Genomic DNA, 20848 nt, shown 5'->3' on the forward strand with positions numbered 1-20848 from the left:
CAAACTTGTTGGACGATCATTGCTAGACGACAATATTTGGAAATGGGAAACAAAATACTGGCGGATTGCTAACTCACATAATATATCATTATTACAAACGGTTAGATAAGAATATGAAACCACTCAAGGCATAATGGAAGGCTTGACTGCGCATGATTGGTTATCCATCGCCGCACAAATTAACCCAAGGTACGATATTTACGTGTGCAGCGTCCGAAGATTATCCAACGTCCGAGGTGCGTGGTCTGGTTATTACTGCCCGCTGTGATGTGGAACACGGCAAAGCTCCAGTTATCAGCTATCTGCCTCTAGTAAAATTTCAAGATTGGTTATTCCAGGATGGCGTTCGGATTCTAGCTTCGAGAATTTTGGCTTCAAGTCGCGGTGTTATGAAAGCTGCGATCCGTGACGCTGGCTTGACTGATTCGATCTTTGATACGTTGTCTACAAATGTCGTTCGGGAGCACCTGTCCAGCCTTACAGAGAAGGCACAGAAGGCTGCCTCCAAGCGCTACAACGATGCAGAAAAATTGACGGTAACGGTTAAAGCTGCCCTTGCCGCAGCACCCGGCACAAAAGCCGCAAGAGAGTTCTTCGATAGTCAGCAAAAAGAATATCGCAAAATTGTCTCGGATTTGCTATCAAATGGCATTGCGGATTATCATTTTATTGAGCGAACTGAACCTGATGAAGTTTGCCAAGGCTACGTCGCTCTACTTCGTGAAATTCGATATCTCCCCGTCGGGCTTTCTAATGAATTAATATACGGAATTGATTTAAACAAATTCTGCGCTCTTTGTAAGGAGAATCAAAAGTATTTTGACAAATTAGTAGTATTAAATGAAGACGATTACGCCATGACTGTTGGATTAATAGAATCTCCATTTATTGAATTATTTATGCAGCGTTTTACGCAATTATTTTCAAGAATCGGCGTGAAAGATTACTCACAAGAATTGCTTCAATCTCTGCATTCTATTGTGCCGTTTACTCGTGGAGAAACCCCATGACATTTTTGGCCATTCGACGAGATGCGGTGGAGGAGTTGATTGCTGAACGCTCCCTACAGTCGGCAGATTTCTCCGAGGGTAAAAAACTTGCACTAACCCTTCGATCTGGAACGATCGAATATGTCAGTCCTCGTATCGCTAACACCAAAACAAAAAACGGCGTTATTGTTTACGGCCGCAATGTTGGCGAACAGCACTACATCGTGCTTGATCTTGAGCAAAGCAGGATATTCAAGGAAGCGACAGATAGTCAGGCAATTTTATACCTCCAGAGGATTGCGAGATTCGCGATTAAGTTCTGGGACAAGGGTGTTCTGACGCCAGCAGAGAAGGTGGTAAGCTCAAAAACGGCAGCCATCTTTCCCTATCCGCTGAGTCAGAAAAATGGCCTCCGGATCACAATTGACCTTAATCCCGATTTGGAAAGGCTTGCCAAGCGCGGAAAGTCTGGGCGCTACTTGCTTGTCTACAAGGTTGGCACCAACGAGGGTGACGGACCGCAAGAAGCCGCTAGCATTGCCACCTTTCGGCAATTTCTCGACGAACTTGAGCCTGTTGGCGCTAAACTTGAAACTGCCGTAGCGCAGACTGCGCCTAGGTGGGAAACGAGTTTTACCAGCGCCAACTTGATGCCGCTTCCCTCTAAGGTGGACATCCACCAAAGGTACGATACTTGGCTTCGGTTGCTCACGGACGACCAGAAGAAATTTATTCTCGCCCCTATAACCCATCCCATTCGAATCGACGGGCCGGCCGGAACGGGGAAAACAGCTTCGCTTTCTTTGGCCGCTATTCACTCCATGCGGCAGGCCGCTGAAGAGGAGCGAGAATTTCAAGCTATATTCATTACGCACAGCGAAGCAAGCCGTAGAAGCATTCACACTATTCTTGAAGCAATGGGAGGCACGGATTTTTTGACGGAACAGACGTCAATCCGTCGGCTTCGCGTCGAGACGCTACAAAGCTACTGTGGTCAGCTTCTTCGACAAGACATTTCCGAAACAGAATTCGTAGATGCCGACGCTTATGACGCAAAGCAGCTTCAAATGATGTATGTCGACGAAGCCCTTCGCCAAGCACAGGAGGAATTCACGTCTTACGAATTTTTCATGTCTCCCGATTTCAAGGCTTACATGAAAAGTGAGGATGATGAATTCAAAATCCCGCTTATCCAACACGAGATATCTGTAGTGATCAAGGGAAGGGCTATGGAAAATCTCGATATTTACAAGAAAATTCCACCCATCCCGTCCGCATTACCGGTCCAAAGTGAAGGCGACAAAGCCTTCATTTGGAGAGTATATGAACGATATCGTGAGCAATTAGTCACTGGTGGACAATTCGACACGGACGACGTTGTCCTTACCGCCTTGAGCCAACTATCTACGCCGATCTGGCGTCGACGGCGAACACGCGATGGATTCGATGCGATTTTCGTAGATGAAACACATCTCTTCAATATGAATGAGCTTTCGATCTTCCATCACCTCAGCAAATCCGAAAGTTCGTTTCCGATTGCTTTTGCAGTCGACCGGTCGCAAGCCATCGGCGACAGGGGCTGGACAGACGATATTGATGTTACTTCATTAATGCCATCGCTCGAAGATCAATCGTCCAGCACCACGATAAATGTGAACGGCATTTTCCGATGCTCACCGGACATAGTAAATCTCGCTTTCAGCATCACATCATCAGGTGCAAGCCTTTTCGCAAACTTCCAAGATCCCATGGGGCTTGCCCATAGCAACATGACATTCGAAGAAGAAAAAAAGGCGAAGCGCCCATATTACACAGAATTTCTGACCGACGATGCGATGATCGAAGGCGTATTTGGACTGGCTGATGATGTTCGAACGGAAATGGGATCCACTAAAGGCGATGTCGCGATTGTCGTCTTCGACGAGAAAATATTCCATGAAATTGAGAAGAAAGCGATGCAAGAGAACCGTCCAGTTGAAGTCCTGAAGAAGCGTGGCGACCCTGAGGTCGCAAGGCGCGCAAAAAGTAATGGTAGGTTCGTTCTTTCTCTACCGGATTACGTGGGTGGTTTGGAATTTGACGGCGTCGTACTTGTTGGCGTTGATCGAGGAAGAGTTCCTCCGTCCCCTGAACATCAGCTTTCTCAGAGTAAGGCTTATCTAACATTTGCTGCGCATAATAAACTATATGTTGCGGTGACGCGTGCACGCTATCAAGTGGCCATTCTGGGCGTTCAAGCTCGCGGGCCCAGTGCGATCTTGAAAGGAGCGCTAGACAGTGGTGCTCTTGATAAAACCTAAGATGAAGTAACGGGTGTCCGCCAAGTTATAAACTGACCGCACCACCCCTCACAGCAATCCGCCCTTATGGTACCTCTCTTTTCCCAGCTAGCTACCTGATGCCAGACACTCCGTTCTTCTCGACACTTGCGAGTACGGTCCGCAGGGTCAGGTATCCTGCTCCTCAATAGCTGGTCCCAGATCCAGGCTCACCTCGTCGTCCAGTGTTTTTCCTCTGGCGAGCCTACGTCCGACCGCTTCAATGAACCCGTCATACCGCTCCCGCCCCTTGCTCTGCGCCGCAGCAAGGGCCGCATCCGGCAGAGGGGGGGTGCTGGTCAGCCAGAACCGAACGAAAACGGCCAACGATTCGTTCGAGATCGTGACCCGTCGTTCCGTCCGTTCCAACTGCCGCGTCATCCGATCCAGCCGCCGGGCTAACGCTGCTTCTAGCCGTTCCGGTCCGTCCGGTGACAAGAAAGATGCAAGTGCCGTCTCCACGATCAGCGCCTGCGGCACCTTCTTGCGGGCAGCGTAATCGGCGAGCCTGACGCTGAGTTCGGCCGGCAGCCGGATCGTGTGCTTGATCCGCATGGCAGTCATAGCCCCATCCGATCGCCAGGATCGAGCGAAACCTGACGCGCGAGACCCCGCTCACCGCGCCGCAAGGTCTGTGCCCGCTTCGCATCGTCCTCGGGTTCATCCTCCGGCGGATCAAATTCATGCACCGGCTTCTTCGGTGCCTGCACCACCTCTTCCTGTTCCGGCAGCTCCGGCTCACGGCGAATGCCTGCATTGGCGGGATCATCATCCGCATTGCCGGCAGGCGGCGGCTGGACCACATCAGCCCAGTCCCCTGACGGCTGCGGTCCCGTGGGGGGAGTGCCCACTGGAGCCAGCGGCGGCTCGAAGCGGGGTGGCGGCAGGATGCGAGCGGCGAGTTCGGCATCCTCAAAATACCGTGCCTTGCGCGCCCGGATCGGCGGGCAGCCGGAAACCAGCACCAGTTCGTCGTCAGGAGGAAGCTGCATGATCTCGCCCGGCGTCAGCAAAGGCCGTGCCGTTTCGTGCTGTGTCACCATCAGATGCCCGAGCCACGGCGAAAGCCGATGGCCGGCATAGTTCTTCGCGTCACGAATCTCGGTCGCGGTGCCCAAGGCGTCGGACACCCGCTTGGCGGTGCGTTCGTCATTGGTCGCGAAGCTGACCCGGACATGGCAATTGTCGAGGATCGAGTTGTTCTGGCCGTAGGCCTTCTCGATCTGGTTCAGGCTCTGCCCGATCAGGAAGCTCTTGATGCCATACCCCGCCATGAAGGCCAGCGCACTCTCGAAGAAATCCAGCCGTCCCAACGCCGGGAACTCATCGAGCATCAGCAGCAACCGATGACGCCGCTTCGCCTCCAGTTCCTCGGTCAACCGGCGGCCGATCTGATTCAGCACCAGGCGGACCAGAGGTTTGGTGCGGCTGATATCCGAGGGCGGCACCACCAGATACAGCGTCGCCGGATGAGTGCCGGCGACAAGTTCGCGGATCCGCCAGTCACAGCAACGGGTCACATGCGCCACCACCGGATCGCGATAGAGGCCAAGGAACGACATTGCGGTGGACAGCACACCCGAGCGTTCATTGTCGCTCTTGTTGAGCAGTTCCCGCGCGGAACTGGCGACCACCGGATGCACGCCCTTCGCGCCAAGATGCGGCGTGGTCATCATTGCACGCAACGTGGTCTCGATCGCCCGTTTGGGATCGGAGAGGAAATTGGCCACCCCAGCCAGGGTCTTGTCCTTCTCGGCATAAAGGACATGCAGGATGGTCCCAACCAGAAGGGCATGGCTGGTCTTCTCCCAGTGGTTCCGCTTCTCAAGGGCACCCTCGGGATCGACCAGCACGTCGGCGATGTTCTGCACGTCGCGGACCTCGCGCTCGCCGCGCCGAACCTCCAGCAACGGATTGTAGGCCGCACTGGCCAGGTTGGTCGGATCGAACAGCAGCACCCGACCAAAGCGTGCGCGCCAACCGGCGGTCAGCGTCCAGTTCTCGCCCTTGATGTCATGGACGATAACGGAACCAGGCCAGGTCAGCAGTGTCGGCACCACCAGACCCACGCCCTTGCCCGATCGGGTCGGCGCGAAGCACAGCACATGCTCCGGCCCGTCATGGCGGAGATAGGCATCAGCCGAGCGGCCCAGCACCACGCCATCGGGTGCGAGCAGCCCCGCCCGACGGATCTCACGCGGATCAGCCCAATGCGCCGAGCCATAGGTGGTGGCGCGTTTCTTCTCGCGGGCGCGCCAGACGGACATCGTGATCGCGACGATGACGGCGACAATCCCTCCCGACCCCGCGATGTAACCGCCGGTGGTGAAGATGTCCGGTGCGTAGGCGTCATAGGCGAACCACCACCAGAAGAACTCCGGCGGGTAATAGACCGGCCAGCCGAGCAGCGTGACCCACGGCGCGCCAAGCTGCGGCTGGAAGCCGAGCCGCCAGGCGGTCCATTGGGTCGCCGCCCAGGTAAAGGCGAGGATCACGGTGCTGACGGCGCACACCGATCCCCAGAGGATCTTGGTCTGGTTCATGACAGGAACCGACCAGACGGCTCGATTTCCCGATACTCAAGGCCTAATTGAAGCGCTTCGGGTCGCCGGACGCAAGCGGATAATAAACGGACGGATTGTCCGCCGACAGGGAACGAACGATGACCGGCTCCATCTCCAGCTACCATGCCCATGTCTATTCCGATGGTGCGGAAGAACATACGATGGCCAGACGACCTCGCGTCGAGGATTGCACCCTGACATCTCGCCGTTATGGTTGGAATTTTTTGATAACCATACCTTCTACCTGCTTTCTTTGTGCAGACATGCCTTTGATTCTTCGTTCAAGGGCGCCCCTCGCCTCTACATCTGCCTCTCTTGGTAATTCTTTTCGCAATAAGTAGGCTTTGTGATGCTGTCTGCTTGGTAGGCTTAGACCGCCATTCTGAACAATAACCCCCGTTATCTCAGCAACTCCTTGATAATATCTACGCTCTTTATGATAGATCAATCCGCGCGAGTGAATCTGTCGCTTTATTTCCCAAAGCAACCAATTCGGCACTATATCTCCTGAAATAGTAATGTCATCTATGTAAACAGACAGTTTGCATCCGTTCTCGACGACCACACGAGCAATGCTGTTCCACATGTCATAGAATGCAAAAAATGACAGTATTGGGCTGACGGGACTTCCTGTTGCAAGATGACCATTCACAGTGAGCAAACGCCCAAGAATGGATGCCACATCTCTTTCGCACTGGAGAACATGATTAAAAAACCAAAAAACTCGATGCTCAGGCGTGGCCGGGAAATAGGTCTTTATATCAAGTGTTGATACCTGTCTGGAGCCAACGTGATGAGCGGCATTGGAGACATAAGAACGGCGTTTTACCGGACAAAACAGAAAATCAGGGGGATCAATTCGAGAAAGTAGCGTGGTCACTCGCTCATGAATCGGCCGAAGCGCTCCACGCGGCTCCTGAATCTCTCGCACCTTTACCTTTTCACCACTACCCGTTTCCACAGAACGTTCGCTATACGGACGTTCCGCCGCCAAAACCGATTCGAGAAGCGGCGGCGTTATGCCAAGCACATCAGCCAATCGGTGCCGGGAGCGAATCCGAAACAGCCTTGATTGATTGAGCGGGTGCCTCTTCGGAGGCATACGGGGCATCAGGCAGCGTCCTTGCCCGCCCGAGCTGCGACCATCTGCAACAGTGAGAGCACCTTGGAAGAAACAGTTAACCTAAGTTTTTCTGACTTCGAGGCGTTAGCCATCTCCTCTGAGAAAAACAAAATCGAGGAGACGGGCATCTTAAACTCGTTTGCATAGCGTTTTAGCAAATCAAGCGTTGGTTTTTTCTTTCCCTTCTCGATTTCAGAAAGGAACGACGGCGCGATTTCAAGTTTCTCCGCCGCATCTTTTTGCGAAAGACCATGGAAGACTCGGATCATGCGCAGAGCGTCTCCTATCATTGCCTTCCTCCTGATTAGTTAGAGACTAAAGGTTGGATTATCGGGCCTTGGATCTCACTGCCTCTCAACGAACCGCAGAAGCTCAGGTATCATCTGAGCCACTGCGATGATCGCCTTCAACACGAGCGGATTACAGAAAAAGCGCCAAAATGTTGCTTTCGACTGTGCCCGCTTAGAAACCCCACGCTGCCTGTCAACACCTGACCGATCACTCATCGGCTTGCTCTCCATCACCGCCACGGAATTGCGGCGGCCCGCCGAGACGGATTGCGCGGGTGACAACGCTTTAAGCCCGATTATCCTACAGGGCGCGGCTTCCTCCGGGCCGCGCCCCCGTCTGCGCCGACTGACGCTGACGGATGGGAGGGAGCTTCCGCTCCCCACGGGTCGCAAGCGACCCCAATAATGACAGATACCCCTCAGTTGCTGACAAACTCAGATAAGGCGGATCGCGCCGTCCCGTCAAGAATATTATTCGCCCATAGCGAATTAAATTATCGAAGATACGATTTCGCTCACCTCGGGCGCACGATATGGCCTGGCCGTCATAGCCCATACGTTCGAGGCCGGTGACATGAGGCCCTTTTCCGCGCATACTCCGCATAGGGGAGAAAGTGACTGACGTGAATCAGGCAACACAAACACTGTTGGGAATCGGGCTTTATACGCCTGCTGAAGCTGGTCTCCTGATCGGGGTGCGGCCGAGGAAACTGCGGCGTTGGTTACATGGATATCAGATCGGTGAACGCCACTACCAACCTCTTTGGCATCCCCAAGTGGATCTGGGCGACGATAAGGTTTACCTTGGTTTCCGCGACATGCTGGAAGCGCGCGTCGCGTCCGAGTTTATTGAGGCTGGCCTGAGCCCGCAACGGGTTCGTCGGGCAATCGAGATCGCCCAGTCGATTGTCGGGGAACGTCCCCTTTCGACTGAATGGCTCAAAACCGATGGTCGGTCCGTGTTCCTTCAGATCGCGAACGAAGACCCAGAGATCGAGCCTCAATGCCTCGATCTCTTCCGCAACCAATATGCGTTCGCGCGTATTGTTAGAGAAAGCCTTCGTGATATCGAATTCACCGACAAGCTCCCCAACCTTTGGTGGCCACAGGGTCAAAGAGCTGGCGTCTTGATCGATCCTCATCGTTCCTTCGGCAAGCCGATCGAGCACGAAACTTCTGTGCCGGCAGAACAGCTTGCAAACGCCGCGATTGCCGAAGGTTCCGTTGAACATGCGGCCCGCGTTTGGGATGTCCCTGTACGCGCCGTCAAGCGGGCAGTTGCATTCCAGAAACAACTCGCGGCTTCCGCTCTGGCGGCGTGAGAGTCTTCTTCGACAACTGCACGTCGCCGGTTCTGGCGCGAACGCTGAACGGCTTCGTCCAGCACCTCGGCCATTCGGTCGATCATATCGCGGATCTCCCCTGCGGGCGACACGCGAGCGATCTGGAATGGATATCGATGTTGGGCGAATCCTCAGACGCTTGGATCGTGATGACCGGGGACGGCCGGATCTATAAGAACAAACCAGAGCGAGAAGCCTTCCGCCGGGCTAATTTGCGTGGATTTGTCTTTGCTCCTGCATACCAAAAGACCCCGCTCCATCAGACGGCCTCAGTGCTGATATGGCGCTGGCCTGATCTGGAACAACTCATCTCTCGCATTTCGGGTGCTGCTCTGTTCGAGATTCCTATTAATCGTTCCAGTGGTGTCAAATCTCTTCCACTATAGAGGCGGCTCAGATTCCGATTTCACGTTAGCCCGCTATCAAATCCCGAGCCCGCGCTTGCGACCGAAATTCCAGTCCACCGATCCACCTGGCGACATGGTGCCGGAAACCTGCCGTCCGAGCTTCTGCTCCAGCGCCGGGCGCCACGGCACGAGCTGGAAGCCCAGCCCGTCATCGACCATCGCGAACCGACCCGACGACAGGTTGACCCGTTGGCGATAAATCCCCGAGACAACCTCGCCTTCCTTCGCGGGCCGGTGCTCCAACCCGGTCTGTGCCGCCAGCCTGGCCGCCGCCTGATCGAGATCGTGCTGGCGCAGGGTGCCAATCAGGTCGGGTGCGAACACCACACGCTCGCCCTGTCGCCGGGCCAGCCCCTCGGAGGCAAGATGATCGATCCGCTGCGCCATCGCCGCGCGAACCTCCGCGCCGAAGCCTGCATTGGCCAGTGCCGGCTCTTTTGCGAGTAACTGGCGATCGAGCCAGGTTGCACCGGGTGCCGTCACCTGCTCGGCCAGCATGAAATCCGAGCGGGTTGCCAGTGACAGGCGCTGCTTACCTTTGGTATCCTCCGAGGCCCGGGTCTCGACGATCGCACTGGTCCTGGCATCGCCGGTCAGGTCCAGATCGGGGAAACGGACATGATGCGTCCGCCCGTCAGTGCCGGCGATGACCACGTAGCCGGAGCCTTTCAACTCATCATCCAGCCCGCGCTCGACCAGTCGGCCGATGACCGGATCGGCGAACTTCTCGCCATGGATCGCGAAGCCCGCAACATCGGGCTCCGCCCCGCCACCGGACATGGCACGGTGCATGGTCCTGATGATGTCGCCCCGGATGGAGAGATCGCGTAGCGTCGCCTCCAGCCCCGGCTTGAGGGTCCAGCGTGCCACCCCGACCTGTTCGGCCAGGCCAAGCCCTTCCAGCTTGGTTGCCCGGCCAACCAGCAAGCGGCGCAGTTCCGGGTCTTCGGCACCCGCGCCAGGCCGCAGATCGACGATACCGCCATGCTCGTCGTTGATGTCCTGCAACGCGCGATCGAGGCTGGTCCAGCGGTCGGCCCCGATTTCGCTCTCCAGGGCGGTGCGGATTTCCTGCTCGCTGCGCGGGCCAAGCTCCAGCGTCACGCGCTCGGCGGCGCGGTCGCGCAGGCCCAGGCTGATATAGGCGCGGCTGATCACCAGATCCTTGCCGTCATCGGCGACACCGCGCACCAGGATATGGACGTGCGGATTGTCGGTGTTCCAGTGATCCACCCCCACCCAGTCCAGCTTCGTGCCGAGATCGCGCTCCATGTCCTGCATCAATTCCCGTGCGAAGCCCCGCAGATCCTCCATCCTTGCCGCGTCCTCGGGCGAGACGATGAAGCGGAAATGGTGCCGGTCGTCTCCACAGCGTTCCGCGAAGGCCTTGCTGTCCGCTTCGTCAGAGCCGGCATCGAACAGATGGGCCTTGGCGCCATCACGGGTGACGCCTTCACGGCGGAGATAGGCGATGTGGCGGGCGAGCGGCGCCGAACGGAACCGCGTGCCCTGGTGGCGGACGACGCGCGCCTTGACCACGACGCGGCGGGCATTGCTGCGCAGCCGCATGGAGAGTGCTGCGCGCCGGCCGCGCCCGAAACGGGAACCACCGCCGCCACCCCTGCCCTTCGCACCGAAACGGGTGCCGGTATGACCGGCCTTCTTCGCGGCACGCATGACCTCACCGACGAAGGATTTCGGTCGTGCGCCCTGGTTGCCGTGCTGGATACGTCCGGGCCGGACGGTCAGGCTGTCATCGCGCGTCGCCATGTCCCGCTCTCCGCTCTGCTTCTCCCCTGACGGCTCCCGGAGCCTTGAAAAGACTAGGAAAAATGGACGAAGAGCCGCAGGCGGTGCATGGTGAAAGGACAAATTCCCCAATCAAACCAACCACATGCAGCCCCGAACGGGCGCTTCTTTTACCTTGCCGTCCTTCCCTCCGTTGCCAGCCTCCCCCCAGCACCCCATCCCCAAGCCGCCCATGACCCGCCAGCACCCGATGGACCTGAACAAGGGTCATCGACGCGCCTCCCCATGCCCTGACGCGATGAACAGCCCCTCCGATTGCGGGGCGAGTGCCGTCCAGTCGGTCGGGCGGTCGCCGTCGGCATGCACCGGATCCTGCGCGCTCCCGACATGCCCGGGGGCATTTTCTGTGCGCAGGAATGACGCCGGAAAGAGGGAAGAGCCCTGCCAGGATGGTACCGCCGAAGCGCCGATCGCGATGTCATCGGCAAGCGGAAGAACCAGGCGCGCGCTGACCGACGCAACGTAGTTCCGCGTCTCGGCAGGCAACGGCCGGCCCGTTGCCAGATGCTCATCATAGCGCGCGGGACCGGCATTGTAGGCAGCAAGAAAACCGGCTTCGCCGTAGCGGTCCCGCATCCAGCGCAGATAGGTCGCACCCGCCAGGATGTTGTCGTGCGGGTCGAACGGATCCTTGCCGAGGCCGAGCGACGTGCGCAGACTGGCCCATGTTCCGGGCATCACCTGCATGAGCCCCATCGCGCCCGCCGACGACACGGCATGCGCATCACCTCGGCTCTCCGCGTGCAGGACGGCAGCAATCCATGCGGCCGGAACCTGTGCGCGTGTGGCGGCTTCCGCGATCATATCGGCATATGGATCGGCGACCGCGACATGCCCCGGTATCGTCATGGAAACGACGGTCGGAAACACGACACCGAGCAACCGGCGCGCCGCCTTACCGCCGGTCATCGCGCTTCACCGGACGGCTCCAGACCAGATGAAAGGCACGCCCCTGACGATCGGACTGGAACAGGTTGGCGCGGATCGGTTGCGCCAGCATGGGGTCGTCCAGAACCAGCGAGAGATACGTACCCGCCTTCTCGCCGGTGCGTTTCCACGCAGCGCCGATCTCCGGTCCGGCGTCGGCGTCACCGAGATGGACGCGATAGTCGGGCGCGTGTTCGGCGTCCGATGATGTCGCCGGCACGATCGTCAGTTCGACGTCGAGGGCGAGCGTGCGCAGGCGACCGGCGAAACCGTCAGCGGTGCGTGTGAAAGTGCCGATCTGGGCCATGTCAGCCTCGTTTCTGTTTGGGGGTGGGAGAAAGCGGTGACGGCGCGAGCCACAGCGGTTGGGCACGGCCGAGTACCGCATCGACCGGCAGGACACCGAAATAGCGGCCGTCGAGACTGGTCGGGACCGCCGGGTTCATGACGAAGACCTGACCGGGCAAGACATGCTGACAGCCCTGCCAGACCGGCAGCGGACGGCCGCGATGATCACGGGTCAACGCATTGCCGAGCGCCTTGCCGTCGACCGAAACGACGGCGCCATTCCGGCACACGACCTGTCCCGGCAGTGCCGCGACCGGCTTGAGCAACGGCACACCGAGCGGCAGATAGCCACCGCGCGCCAGCATTCCGGCGATGTCGGTGGGCGGGCGGATCGCGATCAGATCACCGACATGCAGGGGGCTTACCGATTGCAGGCGATACAGCCCGACCGGCGTGCTGGCGGTGGCGTTCCAGATCAGCCGGGGCGCCGGATGGATCACCACTGACGTGCCGGCACCGAGGATTGCGAAATAGGTGGTGAAGAACCAGCCAAAGCGCGTCATGACACCGCCCTCCGGCGCAGCCAGGCGTGATGGCGATCGCGCGTGTAGGCGCGCGCCGCCTGCCCTGCGAGCATCCGGTTGTGCAGATGCCGCCAATGCTCGGGCGCCACATCGACGGGGTCGATGCCGATGGCTTCGATACGATCGATCGCTTCCAGCACCAGCCGGACTTTCGGCCAGCCGCTCTGGCGCAGCAGGCTCTCGCCACCGGGACGCACGAACGGCACCGTCTGATACGGCTCGCCGGGGCGGATGACGCGCACGATGTCGATGCAGGACACCACCGTGCCGTAATCGTTCGCCGCCCACCGCAGGAAGGCGAACACGGTATCCGGCGGAAAGCTCAGTATCCGCCGCCGACGATCGAGAATCTGCTCATGGGAGACAGAGCCGAAGCGGATCCAGTGCTCGATGCGCTTCTCGATCCAGGTCAGTTCGACATGAGCGAGGGTGTCGGTCATGGCACATCTCCAGACGTATCGGGAAACTCGCGGGCCAGCAGGGCGCGCAACATGTCGGCGACCGTGATGCCGCGCTGGAACGCCGCGACCTTGAGCCGTCCGCGCAGCGCCGGCGTGACGTCGATGGTCAGCCGGGCGGTAAAGCGGTTGGTGGTCGCAGGCTTCTCCGGCGCCCTGACCCAGCGTTCCGGATCGGCGGGACGCGCCGCGAAGCCGGGCGGCGTGCGATGTTCCGTCATGGCGATATTCCTTCGCCGAGCGGCAGCACGGAGGCGATGCGGTCGCGCGCCTTCTGCGCCATCACCGGATCGATCTCGCAGCCGACATAGCGCCGGCCAGCCAATCGACAGGCGACACCGGCCGCGCCCGATCCGGCGAACCAGTCACCCACCAGACCGCCCGGTGGGCAGCTCGTGCGGATCAGGATTTCCAGCAGGGCAACCGGTTTCTCGGTCGGATGAATGGCGCGGCCATGCGTATTTCGGACCGGAATCACGGAGCGCATCAGGCGAGGGCCGCCATCCTCACTGACATAATGGCCGGCATTGATCCGGCCCATGTGGGGCGGCCGGTGTTTCCGCCGCACCGTGCGCGCCCGCGCATCAGGCGTGGTCGGGACCGCGTTGTAGACGGCCCGCCAGGCCGTATCTTCGCGATAGAACTGGACGATCAGTTCATGTACGCGCCGGAAGCGATCGGCATGGAAGCTGGAACCGTTCTGCTTCTCCCAGACCAGTTCCTGGGCATATTTCCAGCCAGCGTTCCGGAATGCCGCGTTGGAAGCAAGGAAACTCCGCAGCGAACCGAAGACCCAGAGCGAGCCGTTGGGTTTCAGGGCAGTGAGCGCCTTGCCGGGCCAGTCCACCACGCGTCGGTCCCAGGCGAGCGACGTATCGCCATAGGGGGGATCAACCAGGATCATGTCGTAAGGGCCATGCCAGGGCATCAGGAGCGCACTGTCGCCGGTCAGAAGGGTCATGACACCAGCCCCCCGATCTCGGCCGTCAGGGCGGCGATTTCACGGGCGGCAATCCCATGCGGGCGCAGGTCGCAGACCAGGCGGCCGGTGCGCGCGGCATCGGCGAAGGCGACACGCTGGCCGATCCGCGCCATGAGCGCCGCTGGCTCATGTCCCACCAACGCCAGCCGGGTTTCGCGGGCGATGACCGTGCGTGCGGCGCAGCGATTGAGCACGAAGCGGGCGAGCAGGCCGGGGCGGAAGAGGCGTGCTTCCTCCAGCAGCCGCAGCATCTCGGCCGAGGCCCAGCCGTCGAACGGCGAGGGCTGGGCAGGGATCAGCACCAGGTCGGCAGCCAACAGGGCGGAGCGCAGCAGTGCTGCCACCCGCGGCGGACCGTCGATGACGACGTGGTCCACCCCCTGAGCCAGTTGGGGCGCCTCGTGGTGAAGTGTGTCGCGTGCGAGGCCGATCACGCCGAACAGCCGGGGCAGTCCTTCCCGCGCGCGCTGCGCCGACCAGTCCAGCGCCGAGCCCTGCGGGTCAGCATCGATGACCGTCACGCGCCGGCCTTCCCGAGCCCATTGACCCGCGAGATGCAGTGCCAGCGTCATCTTGCCGACGCCTCCTTTCTGGTTGAGGAAGGCCACGATCATGACCCCGCTCCGGGGTTTATCCACGGATCGGAAGGGGGGCCAACATCCTTAAAGTTAAACTCTTTTAAGTTAGAGTCTAAGTTAAGGGCCTCATAACACTTTGATTCAACGTCGTGATTCGGCGTTTTCCGCAAACGATAGCACGGATGCCGTGGCAGTGATGGCACGGATAAATCCACAACCGATAGCACGGATGAATTCACAGCTTGTCCACAGGCGCCTGTGGATAGTTTGACGGGCGCGAAGGCCAGCGTGTCGTTGCCGTTGCGGTCGGGGCGCACCGACAGCCGATAGCCGGCAAAGGGTTGCCGTTTCGCCATCTCGCGCAGTTCGAAGGCAAAGCGGCGATAGGGAGAAAGGCTGGCGGATTTTTCGTAGAGATGGCGCAGGCCGAAGGCCCAGCCCGCGCGCTGGCGACCGCCGTGTTTGCGCACGATGCGATAGAGCCAGCGCTCCAGACCGCCGGTAAGGCCAAAATAGGCTGGATCGATAGTCAGAACGAGCGCGTCATCAAGCACGGCCTGATAGAACCAGTCGGGCAGGATCAGTTCGATCACGCGGGTGCGCCCTTCCCGCGCGGTGTGTCGTTTCCATTCGTTGATCCAGGAAAACCGGTGCAATTGGCCCTTCCCGGTCTGCCGGAGCGAGGTCTTGATCGTGGTGGATTGCAGCCGATCGAAGGCTGCTTCCAGCCGCTCATAGTCCCGCGCGCTGTCCCCCCGGCCGATGAATGTCAGGATCTCGCGCGGGCTGGCGACCATCAGTCGCGACGTGCGCCGACCGGCGTCGCGTGCGGCAACGAGATGGCTGGCGGCCCAGATCAGCACGTCGGCATCCCAGATCGTGGCCATGCCATGTTCGGCGGAAGCCTCGACGCGGATCGTGACATCGGGGGTCCGGTAATCGATCGGAACCATGCGAGGGGACTTGGCGAGGCTGAAGAACGGAAACGCCATCAGATCCTGGGCGTCACGAGGCGCAAAATCTCCCGCGATAGCGTGGAAGAGTTCCAGTTGCTCGCGCTCGGAGCGCGTTCTGCCCGTCGGGGACATCAGCGTCGGTTCCCGCGTGAGGTCGGCGATGTCGGCGGGATCAGCGGGCTTTGCCGCGCAGCAGCCGACACGGTGCCGGCGGTGGTGTCCGAGGTGTGGGCGCGTGCCCCGCTCTCGACCCAGGCCTGTAGTTCATCGACCCGATAGACCACACGACCGCCGAGCTTCGAATAGCGCGGGCCGGTGCCGTAGATCCGGTGTTTTTCCAGGGTGCGAATGGAAAGCCCGACGAAGCGCGAAGCGTCGGGCGTGCGCAGATAGCGCGGCGGCAGGTCGCTGTAATTGGCGGACATGATGTGGCTCCGTGATCGCTGTCTGGGGCCGCAGGACAAATGCGGCCAGCAAGGATCAGCGTGGCGGAGCGGGTAGGTTCGGAACTAGGACCGATCTCGCAGAGGCATGAGATCGGTCCGGGGCAGACTAAAAACACGGCGACCCAGTTATTTAAAATGACCTATATGTCCAATCGATTTGCGACCGCTAAATTCGTGCTAGCTATGTGAAATAGGATCCCACTCAATTAATGTGGGAAAGAATTAGATTAAACCACACAGGGGACAAAGATGAACAGTTGGAAAGATTTTGAAAATCATGTGCATTACGTATATTCATCCATTCTGAACATGAAAGATGAAGGAATTTTAGTATCAAGAAATGCAAAAATATTTGGAAAATCAGGGGCGCTTCATGAAATTGATGTTTATTATGAGTTCAACAGAGCCGGCGTGCGGCACAAAGTCGCCATAGAATGTAAGAGTCTGAGTCGCCCTGTAGAAAAAGGTAAAATACAAGAATTTTGTCATAAAATTTCCGATATTGGGAATATAGTTGGAATAGCAATATCAAAAAAAGGATTCCAAGAAGGCGCAAAAACTATTTCTGAATATTATGGTATAAATCTAGTAAATTATGATGACCTTCCTTCATTTTTGAGTATTTTTTCAAAAAGAATAGAAACGGTTCTACTACCCGATGAAACATATGTAGGAGAACCATTTTGGACTATTATGGAGGCCCAAAATGGAAGGGTTACAGGATCTTATTTTGTAATACCTCATGACGGAACAGGTAAAAATCATGTACCATTGTTTTTTTCCAAGGCACATGCGGAAAAGGCTTTTCTAGAGTGTGGACTTTCTTACGAGAAGTGGGCTGTAAGAGGTCTTCCCAGGTTTGCATTGCGTGCTTTTATTATGTCTTGCGAGTTAATGAATTTGAATGTCAATAATATTGGCGGAGCTGCAATCTTATTTTTACCTCCTGGAGCAATAGAGGGTGCTGGATTTGCAATGATGGCAATATCAAGAGAGCAACTGATATCTGAATATTATGGTGCGCCTGTACCAAGTATTAAGATAAATCGCTAAATTTAGATCCAGCTTTTTTACCAGTTATGCCAGCCGTGGTTTGCTGAAACCCATACAAATCAAGCGATCCCGCTTATCGTCCGTATTGGCGGGAGCATCCAGATCTCCTTGTGGGTTACAGCAAACCACGACTGGTATTACCGCTTCCGAAACGGATGCAGTAGCAGCCGCCGGTATCCTCCATCGGTCAGGCCTCGCGCGAACCGCACCAGACGTTTCATACGGAAATGCAGATCGTGCGAGAGCCAGTCCCCTGCAGAAACCTCGCGGCCGAACAGAACACCGGCGATCTCGCGCTGCGATACCCCGTCATCGAGACCGTCGAGCGTGCGGAGCGCCAGGATCAGCCTGCTGATGCGATCAGATGACAGACGGGCCGGATCGCGACCAGGTGGGCGTCCGCTGAGGGCACGCCAGAGCCGCGAGGCGGCCTGGACGCGTACCTCGAACAAGGCGTCGAACGGCAGCAACACGCCGACCGGAGCCCCGTCAGGCGGCAGGACGTACAGGCGCAGGATCGTCTCCCCCTGCTTGAGCAGGACTTCTCCCGCCATATCGGGCGGCAGTCCTGCCCGAGCGAGGGAGAACGGACGAGACGCCGCATCAGCCAGTGCTGTCGGCAGGGGAACAGCCGCAATCACGGCCGGCGACACCGCAACAATCCAGAGGGCGGTGCGTGGATCGAGGGCCGTGCGGACACTCTCGAAATCGCAACCCCCAGCGCCGTGCGAAGGCTTCTGTGTCTGACATGGACAGCGCAGCCCGGCGCGCGGCGCGCTGAAGGACGGCACGATCGCGGATAAAGTCCCGATTGCGACTGACAAACTGTAAGGCAAAGGCAGGGGCGTCGAGCGACCGCAGGCCCTCGTACGCGCCCCTGTCCGGACTCGATGAACAGAATGCCCGCCGCTTCCAGCGCGCGACGGACCTGGTCGGTCGTGCCCTCATGAACGCCGAGACCGCGTTCGGATTCAAGGCGCTTGAGCGCGGTCAATGCTACGAGGGCCTTTTCAGCAAGCATCTCCTGTGTCCAGTTCAGGAGTGCCCGTGCCGCCCTTACCTGTCGGCCTGTGATCATCCACGATCACATCCGACACGCGAGGCCAACACACCAGAAATACGACTATAATAGTCGTATTATGGATATTCAACATCGTTCTTTCAGCAGGATGGTAAAAGCAGATCGGCGTCTGAATTTCCGATGGTACGGGCGATCATACGAAAAGACCCCCGCGCTATGCGGGGGCCGTCTCGTCGTGGCGCTCTGCCGCGCATCGGGCAAGCGCTTCTTTGAGTTCGCGCTCGATCTGCTGCCGCTCGCGGCGGCTCAGGTGAAAGCTGGTCAGTTCGGCGCGCAGCATCTGTATGTGGTCGTGTAACGTGGTCATCGTCCTGTTCCTTTCGTTTCTTGAAGACAGGACGGACGGCTCATGCCGGGGTGGACCGGGTCAGGGATCGCCGCAGGCGACCGGCTCACCGGCGCGTGGGGGAACCGATTTTGTTCGGCGTGCCCGAAGGGTGCGTCGGGCAAAATTGGGGGGACCACGCGTCCTTGACGCGGTTCGCCTTCGCGCATGGTACAATGGGAAGGCTGAGGGAAAGCCTCGTGTTCCTCCTGCCTTCCACGTCGGGCGACCAGCGCTGCCGCCCGCGCCCCGAAAAGAGCACGTGAGAAAAGAAGCGCCGGAAGGCCCCGCCCGAGGAGACCGGGCGGGATTGGTAGTGGGGAGCTTACTCCCCGTTCCGGCTGCGGGGCCGGGTCCAGATGAGGGTGTAGCCTTCCCCTTCCTCGTCGGTGAACAGGTTGGCGAAGATCGGGGCGGCGAAGGAGGGATCGTCCAGCTTCAGGCTCAGATAGGTGCGGCCTTCGTTGGAGCGGCGGGTCCATGCGGCCCCGAGTTCAACCCGTCCGAGGTAGACGCGGTAGTTGGGGGCGTTGTCGTTGGCCCGGCTGGTTTCCGCCACCAGACGGACGTTGCGGGCCTGCAGGGCCAGGGTGACGATTTCGCCTTCGAAGCCTTCGCCCACCTTCTTGAAGGAACCGATGTTAGCCATTGTCGTATCTCCATTCTGTTATCGGGCCGCGACCACCGTGGCCTCGATGGCGATCGACCAGCCGGAGGCGAGCGGCAGAGCACCCTTCAGGGCCGCAGCGCAGCGGAGGACGGTAGGGCCGGAACTTTCTTGTCTCGCGAGGAATGACGGCGCAGCCGTCAGGGGACGAAAGTTCCGGAACGCCGTTGCGGCCAGCCGATCGAGGCGCAGCCGGTCTTCGGCTAGATCAGCCATTCAACAGAGGCCATGGTGTGCGGACCCGCCAGCCCCATGGAGAGACGATGCCGGCATGACCGGTCCGACAGGTGGGGAACGTGCGACACAGGAGGATATCGCGCTCGCCCGGTGCGACCGTCTTTCCTGCTGGTGGCGCGGATCACGGCCAGACACCCGCCCCCGACTGCCGCGTCCCTGCTGCGAACGGTTCGGGCCGCATCCTATGGACCCGTCGTTCCAACGAAGGCTGGCCAGCCGGTTGCCCGCTGGACGATCCCTCCTTCGCCGCTTCTGTTTCGACCTGTTCACAGGTGAGGAAGGGAGCCATCGCCTCCCTCATCCATCGTCCCCGCAGCCGGAACGGGGAAAGAGGTCACGCCCCGCATCCGATCTCTCCGGGTGGGGCCTTCCGGGGCGCTGTCCATCCCGTTTGCTTCAACCGGCAGCGCAGGCAACGGGGAGCCCGACGTTACCCCGTTGTCTTTCCGTCTACATGAGGCTGCAGCGCCTCAATGATCCGGCATTCGGCGACTTTGCCATGCTGACATTGCGCAAGAAGCTGTGTCAGTTCCTGTCGGAGTGTCTGCAGATCGTGAATCCTGCGCTCGATATCCGTGACATGGGCCTGGACAAGTTCGTCCACCAGTTCACAGGACCGAGCCTCCTGCCCGGCCAGTTCGAGTAATTCCCGCACCTGATCCAGCGGAAAGCCGAGTTCACGCGCTCGGCGGATAAAGCCCAGACGCCCCAGATGAGCGCCATCATAAACGCGATAATTGCCACTGCTTCGGGGCGGGGGCGGCAGCAATCCGATGCGTTCATAGTACCGGACGGTTTCAACCTTCGTGTCCGTCAGGCGTCCGAGTTCCCCGATCGTATATGTCTGCGTCATGAAGTTCTTGACCCTGTAGTGACTACAGGGTGGATATGGGGTGCTCGTCGTTTTTTTACGAGAGTGCCGCCATGCCCTGCTGTCATGACTCCTGCTGTCCGAGTTCCATCTCTCCTTCGACCGGTCACGATGCCCATCGCTGGCACCGAGCACTCTGGATCGCCCTGATCGTCAATGGCGGATTTTTCCTGACCGAAATTGTCGCCGGCGTCATGGCCGGTTCCGCGTCCTTGCAGGCAGATGCGCTCGACTTCTTCGGAGACACCGCCAACTACGCCATCAGCATTACCGTCACGGGTATGGCGCTGGCGTGGCGCAGCCGGGCAGCCCTGCTCAAGGGGGGCACCATGCTGGTCTTCGCCCTCTGGGTGCTGGGCAACACGCTGTGGCACGCCTGGTCAGGCACTTTGCCGCCTGCCGAAACCATGGGCCTGATCGGCGCTCTGGCGCTGCTGGCCAATGGGGGTGTCGCCCTGATGCTATACCGCTTCCGCAGTGGGGACGCGAACATGCGCTCGGTCTGGATCTGCTCGCGCAATGACGCCATCGGCAATCTGGCGGTTCTGCTGG

At 59.0% G+C, this 20848-nt stretch carries 25 protein-coding genes and 2 pseudogenes; 6 read left to right on the top strand and 21 right to left on the bottom strand.

Translation table 11 applies throughout. The features are described 5' to 3' along the window. Positions 1-152 precede the first annotated feature (152 nt). Positions 153-1010 (top strand): hypothetical protein, encoded by an 858-nt coding sequence (locus tag F3J08_RS13000; protein ID WP_166930483.1) that lies wholly within the window; start codon positions 153-155, stop codon positions 1008-1010. Then, positions 1007-3289 (top strand): UvrD-helicase domain-containing protein, encoded by a 2283-nt coding sequence (locus tag F3J08_RS13005; protein WP_166930485.1) that lies wholly within the window; start codon positions 1007-1009, stop codon positions 3287-3289. The genes F3J08_RS13000 and F3J08_RS13005 overlap by 4 nt, the downstream gene beginning before the upstream one ends. A 147-nt stretch (positions 3290-3436) precedes the next feature. On the opposite strand, the gene F3J08_RS13010 is transcribed toward F3J08_RS13005, so the two are convergent. The 4 genes from F3J08_RS13010 to F3J08_RS13025 form a co-directional block, all read right to left on the bottom strand. Continuing rightward, on the bottom strand, positions 3437-3862 hold the full coding sequence (locus F3J08_RS13010) for a CopG family transcriptional regulator (protein ID WP_205207010.1): 426 nt from the start codon (positions 3860-3862) through the stop codon (positions 3437-3439). Between the two features lie 5 nt (positions 3863-3867). Beyond that, positions 3868-5850: a conjugal transfer protein TraG gene (locus tag F3J08_RS13015; RefSeq protein ID WP_166930489.1), complete on the bottom strand. Its 1983-nt coding sequence runs from the start codon at positions 5848-5850 to the stop codon at positions 3868-3870. 229 nt (positions 5851-6079) lie between these two features. After that, positions 6080-6910: a reverse transcriptase family protein gene (locus tag F3J08_RS13020; protein WP_205207002.1), complete on the bottom strand. Its 831-nt coding sequence runs from the start codon at positions 6908-6910 to the stop codon at positions 6080-6082. A 71-nt stretch (positions 6911-6981) separates the two neighbouring features. Beyond that, positions 6982-7284, bottom strand: coding sequence for a helix-turn-helix transcriptional regulator (locus tag F3J08_RS13025; protein WP_166930493.1), 303 nt, complete (start codon positions 7282-7284; stop codon positions 6982-6984). Between the two features lie 614 nt (positions 7285-7898). Between F3J08_RS13025 and F3J08_RS13030 the strand changes: the two genes are divergently transcribed. Both F3J08_RS13030 and F3J08_RS13035 read left to right on the top strand, forming a co-directional pair. Beyond that, complete coding sequence (locus F3J08_RS13030) at positions 7899-8606, top strand: hypothetical protein (RefSeq protein WP_205207004.1); 708 nt, start codon at positions 7899-7901, stop codon at positions 8604-8606. Then, positions 8603-9013, top strand: coding sequence for a hypothetical protein (locus F3J08_RS13035; RefSeq protein WP_166930495.1), 411 nt, complete (start codon positions 8603-8605; stop codon positions 9011-9013). The genes F3J08_RS13030 and F3J08_RS13035 overlap by 4 nt, the downstream gene beginning before the upstream one ends. 36 nt (positions 9014-9049) lie before the next feature. On the opposite strand, the gene F3J08_RS13040 is transcribed toward F3J08_RS13035, so the two are convergent. From F3J08_RS13040 to F3J08_RS13085, 10 genes are all read right to left on the bottom strand, one after another. Continuing rightward, positions 9050-10804 (bottom strand): DUF3363 domain-containing protein, encoded by a 1755-nt coding sequence (locus tag F3J08_RS13040; RefSeq protein WP_166930497.1) that lies wholly within the window; start codon positions 10802-10804, stop codon positions 9050-9052. 246 nt (positions 10805-11050) lie between these two features. Beyond that, positions 11051-11752 carry a lytic transglycosylase domain-containing protein gene (locus tag F3J08_RS13045; protein WP_166930499.1) on the bottom strand — a complete coding sequence of 234 codons (702 nt, stop codon included), beginning with the start codon at positions 11750-11752 and terminating at the stop codon, positions 11051-11053. After that, positions 11739-12077: a DUF736 domain-containing protein gene (locus tag F3J08_RS13050; RefSeq protein ID WP_010668167.1), complete on the bottom strand. Its 339-nt coding sequence runs from the start codon at positions 12075-12077 to the stop codon at positions 11739-11741. Before F3J08_RS13050 ends, F3J08_RS13045 begins: the two co-directional genes overlap by 14 nt. 1 nt (position 12078) lies before the next feature. Beyond that, the gene (locus F3J08_RS13055) at positions 12079-12621 is read right to left on the bottom strand and encodes a S26 family signal peptidase (protein ID WP_166930501.1); all 543 of its coding nucleotides are present in this window, start codon (positions 12619-12621) and stop codon (positions 12079-12081) included. Further along, positions 12618-13082, bottom strand: coding sequence for a DUF2840 domain-containing protein (locus F3J08_RS13060; protein ID WP_166930503.1), 465 nt, complete (start codon positions 13080-13082; stop codon positions 12618-12620). The genes F3J08_RS13055 and F3J08_RS13060 overlap by 4 nt, the downstream gene beginning before the upstream one ends. Next, the gene (locus F3J08_RS13065) at positions 13079-13321 is read right to left on the bottom strand and encodes a hypothetical protein (protein WP_166930505.1); all 243 of its coding nucleotides are present in this window, start codon (positions 13319-13321) and stop codon (positions 13079-13081) included. Before F3J08_RS13065 ends, F3J08_RS13060 begins: the two co-directional genes overlap by 4 nt. Continuing rightward, positions 13318-14061, bottom strand: a complete 744-nt coding sequence (locus F3J08_RS13070; RefSeq protein WP_166930507.1) for a site-specific DNA-methyltransferase — start codon at positions 14059-14061, stop codon at positions 13318-13320. The genes F3J08_RS13065 and F3J08_RS13070 overlap by 4 nt, the downstream gene beginning before the upstream one ends. Then, positions 14058-14696, bottom strand: coding sequence for a ParA family partition ATPase (gene parA, locus F3J08_RS13075; RefSeq protein WP_166930509.1), 639 nt, complete (start codon positions 14694-14696; stop codon positions 14058-14060). The genes F3J08_RS13070 and parA overlap by 4 nt, the downstream gene beginning before the upstream one ends. Then, a complete protein-coding gene (locus F3J08_RS13080; RefSeq protein ID WP_166930511.1) occupies positions 14693-15748 on the bottom strand; it encodes a replication initiator protein A in 1056 nt (351 codons plus the stop codon). Before F3J08_RS13080 ends, parA begins: the two co-directional genes overlap by 4 nt. Beyond that, positions 15748-16041 carry an AlpA family transcriptional regulator gene (locus tag F3J08_RS13085; protein WP_018307952.1) on the bottom strand — a complete coding sequence of 98 codons (294 nt, stop codon included), beginning with the start codon at positions 16039-16041 and terminating at the stop codon, positions 15748-15750. The genes F3J08_RS13080 and F3J08_RS13085 overlap by 1 nt, the downstream gene beginning before the upstream one ends. A 270-nt stretch (positions 16042-16311) precedes the next feature. Between F3J08_RS13085 and F3J08_RS13090 the strand changes: the two genes are divergently transcribed. Continuing rightward, positions 16312-17115 carry a restriction endonuclease gene (locus F3J08_RS13090; protein ID WP_166930513.1) on the top strand — a complete coding sequence of 268 codons (804 nt, stop codon included), beginning with the start codon at positions 16312-16314 and terminating at the stop codon, positions 17113-17115. Between the two features lie 137 nt (positions 17116-17252). Here F3J08_RS13090 and F3J08_RS13095 read toward each other — a convergent pair whose 3' ends face one another. The 7 genes and pseudogenes from F3J08_RS13095 to F3J08_RS13120 all read right to left on the bottom strand — a co-directional run bounded on the left by F3J08_RS13095 (position 17253) and on the right by F3J08_RS13120 (position 20278). Beyond that, a complete protein-coding gene (locus F3J08_RS13095) occupies positions 17253-17906 on the bottom strand; it encodes a DUF2285 domain-containing protein (RefSeq protein ID WP_370458741.1) in 654 nt (217 codons plus the stop codon). Beyond that, positions 17878-18063: pseudogene (locus F3J08_RS17220) on the bottom strand (transcriptional regulator domain-containing protein); the annotation flags it as partial. The gene F3J08_RS13095 and the pseudogene F3J08_RS17220, both read right to left, overlap by 29 nt. After that, positions 17987-18193: pseudogene (locus F3J08_RS17225) on the bottom strand (helix-turn-helix domain-containing protein); the annotation flags it as partial. The pseudogenes F3J08_RS17220 and F3J08_RS17225, both read right to left, overlap by 77 nt. A 157-nt stretch (positions 18194-18350) precedes the next feature. Next, a complete protein-coding gene (locus tag F3J08_RS13105; protein WP_166930515.1) occupies positions 18351-18503 on the bottom strand; it encodes a hypothetical protein in 153 nt (50 codons plus the stop codon). Positions 18504-18846: 343 nt separating this feature from the next. Continuing rightward, complete coding sequence (locus tag F3J08_RS13110; protein WP_166928337.1) at positions 18847-19170, bottom strand: DUF736 domain-containing protein; 324 nt, start codon at positions 19168-19170, stop codon at positions 18847-18849. Positions 19171-19188: 18 nt separating this feature from the next. Beyond that, entirely contained in the window at positions 19189-19404 is a 216-nt protein-coding gene (locus F3J08_RS13115) for a hypothetical protein (protein WP_166930517.1), read from the bottom strand. Positions 19405-19855: 451 nt separating this feature from the next. Continuing rightward, a complete protein-coding gene (locus F3J08_RS13120) occupies positions 19856-20278 on the bottom strand; it encodes a helix-turn-helix domain-containing protein (RefSeq protein WP_166930519.1) in 423 nt (140 codons plus the stop codon). A 71-nt stretch (positions 20279-20349) separates the two neighbouring features. Here F3J08_RS13120 and F3J08_RS13125 point away from each other — a divergent pair. Further along, positions 20350-20848 (top strand): cation transporter (locus F3J08_RS13125; RefSeq protein WP_166930521.1); only part of this gene is annotated, 499 nt, incomplete at its 3' end.

The sequence above is a fragment of the Asaia sp. As-1742 genome, from assembly GCF_011753235.1.
Classification (GTDB): Bacteria; Pseudomonadota; Alphaproteobacteria; order Acetobacterales; family Acetobacteraceae; genus Asaia; species Asaia bogorensis_B.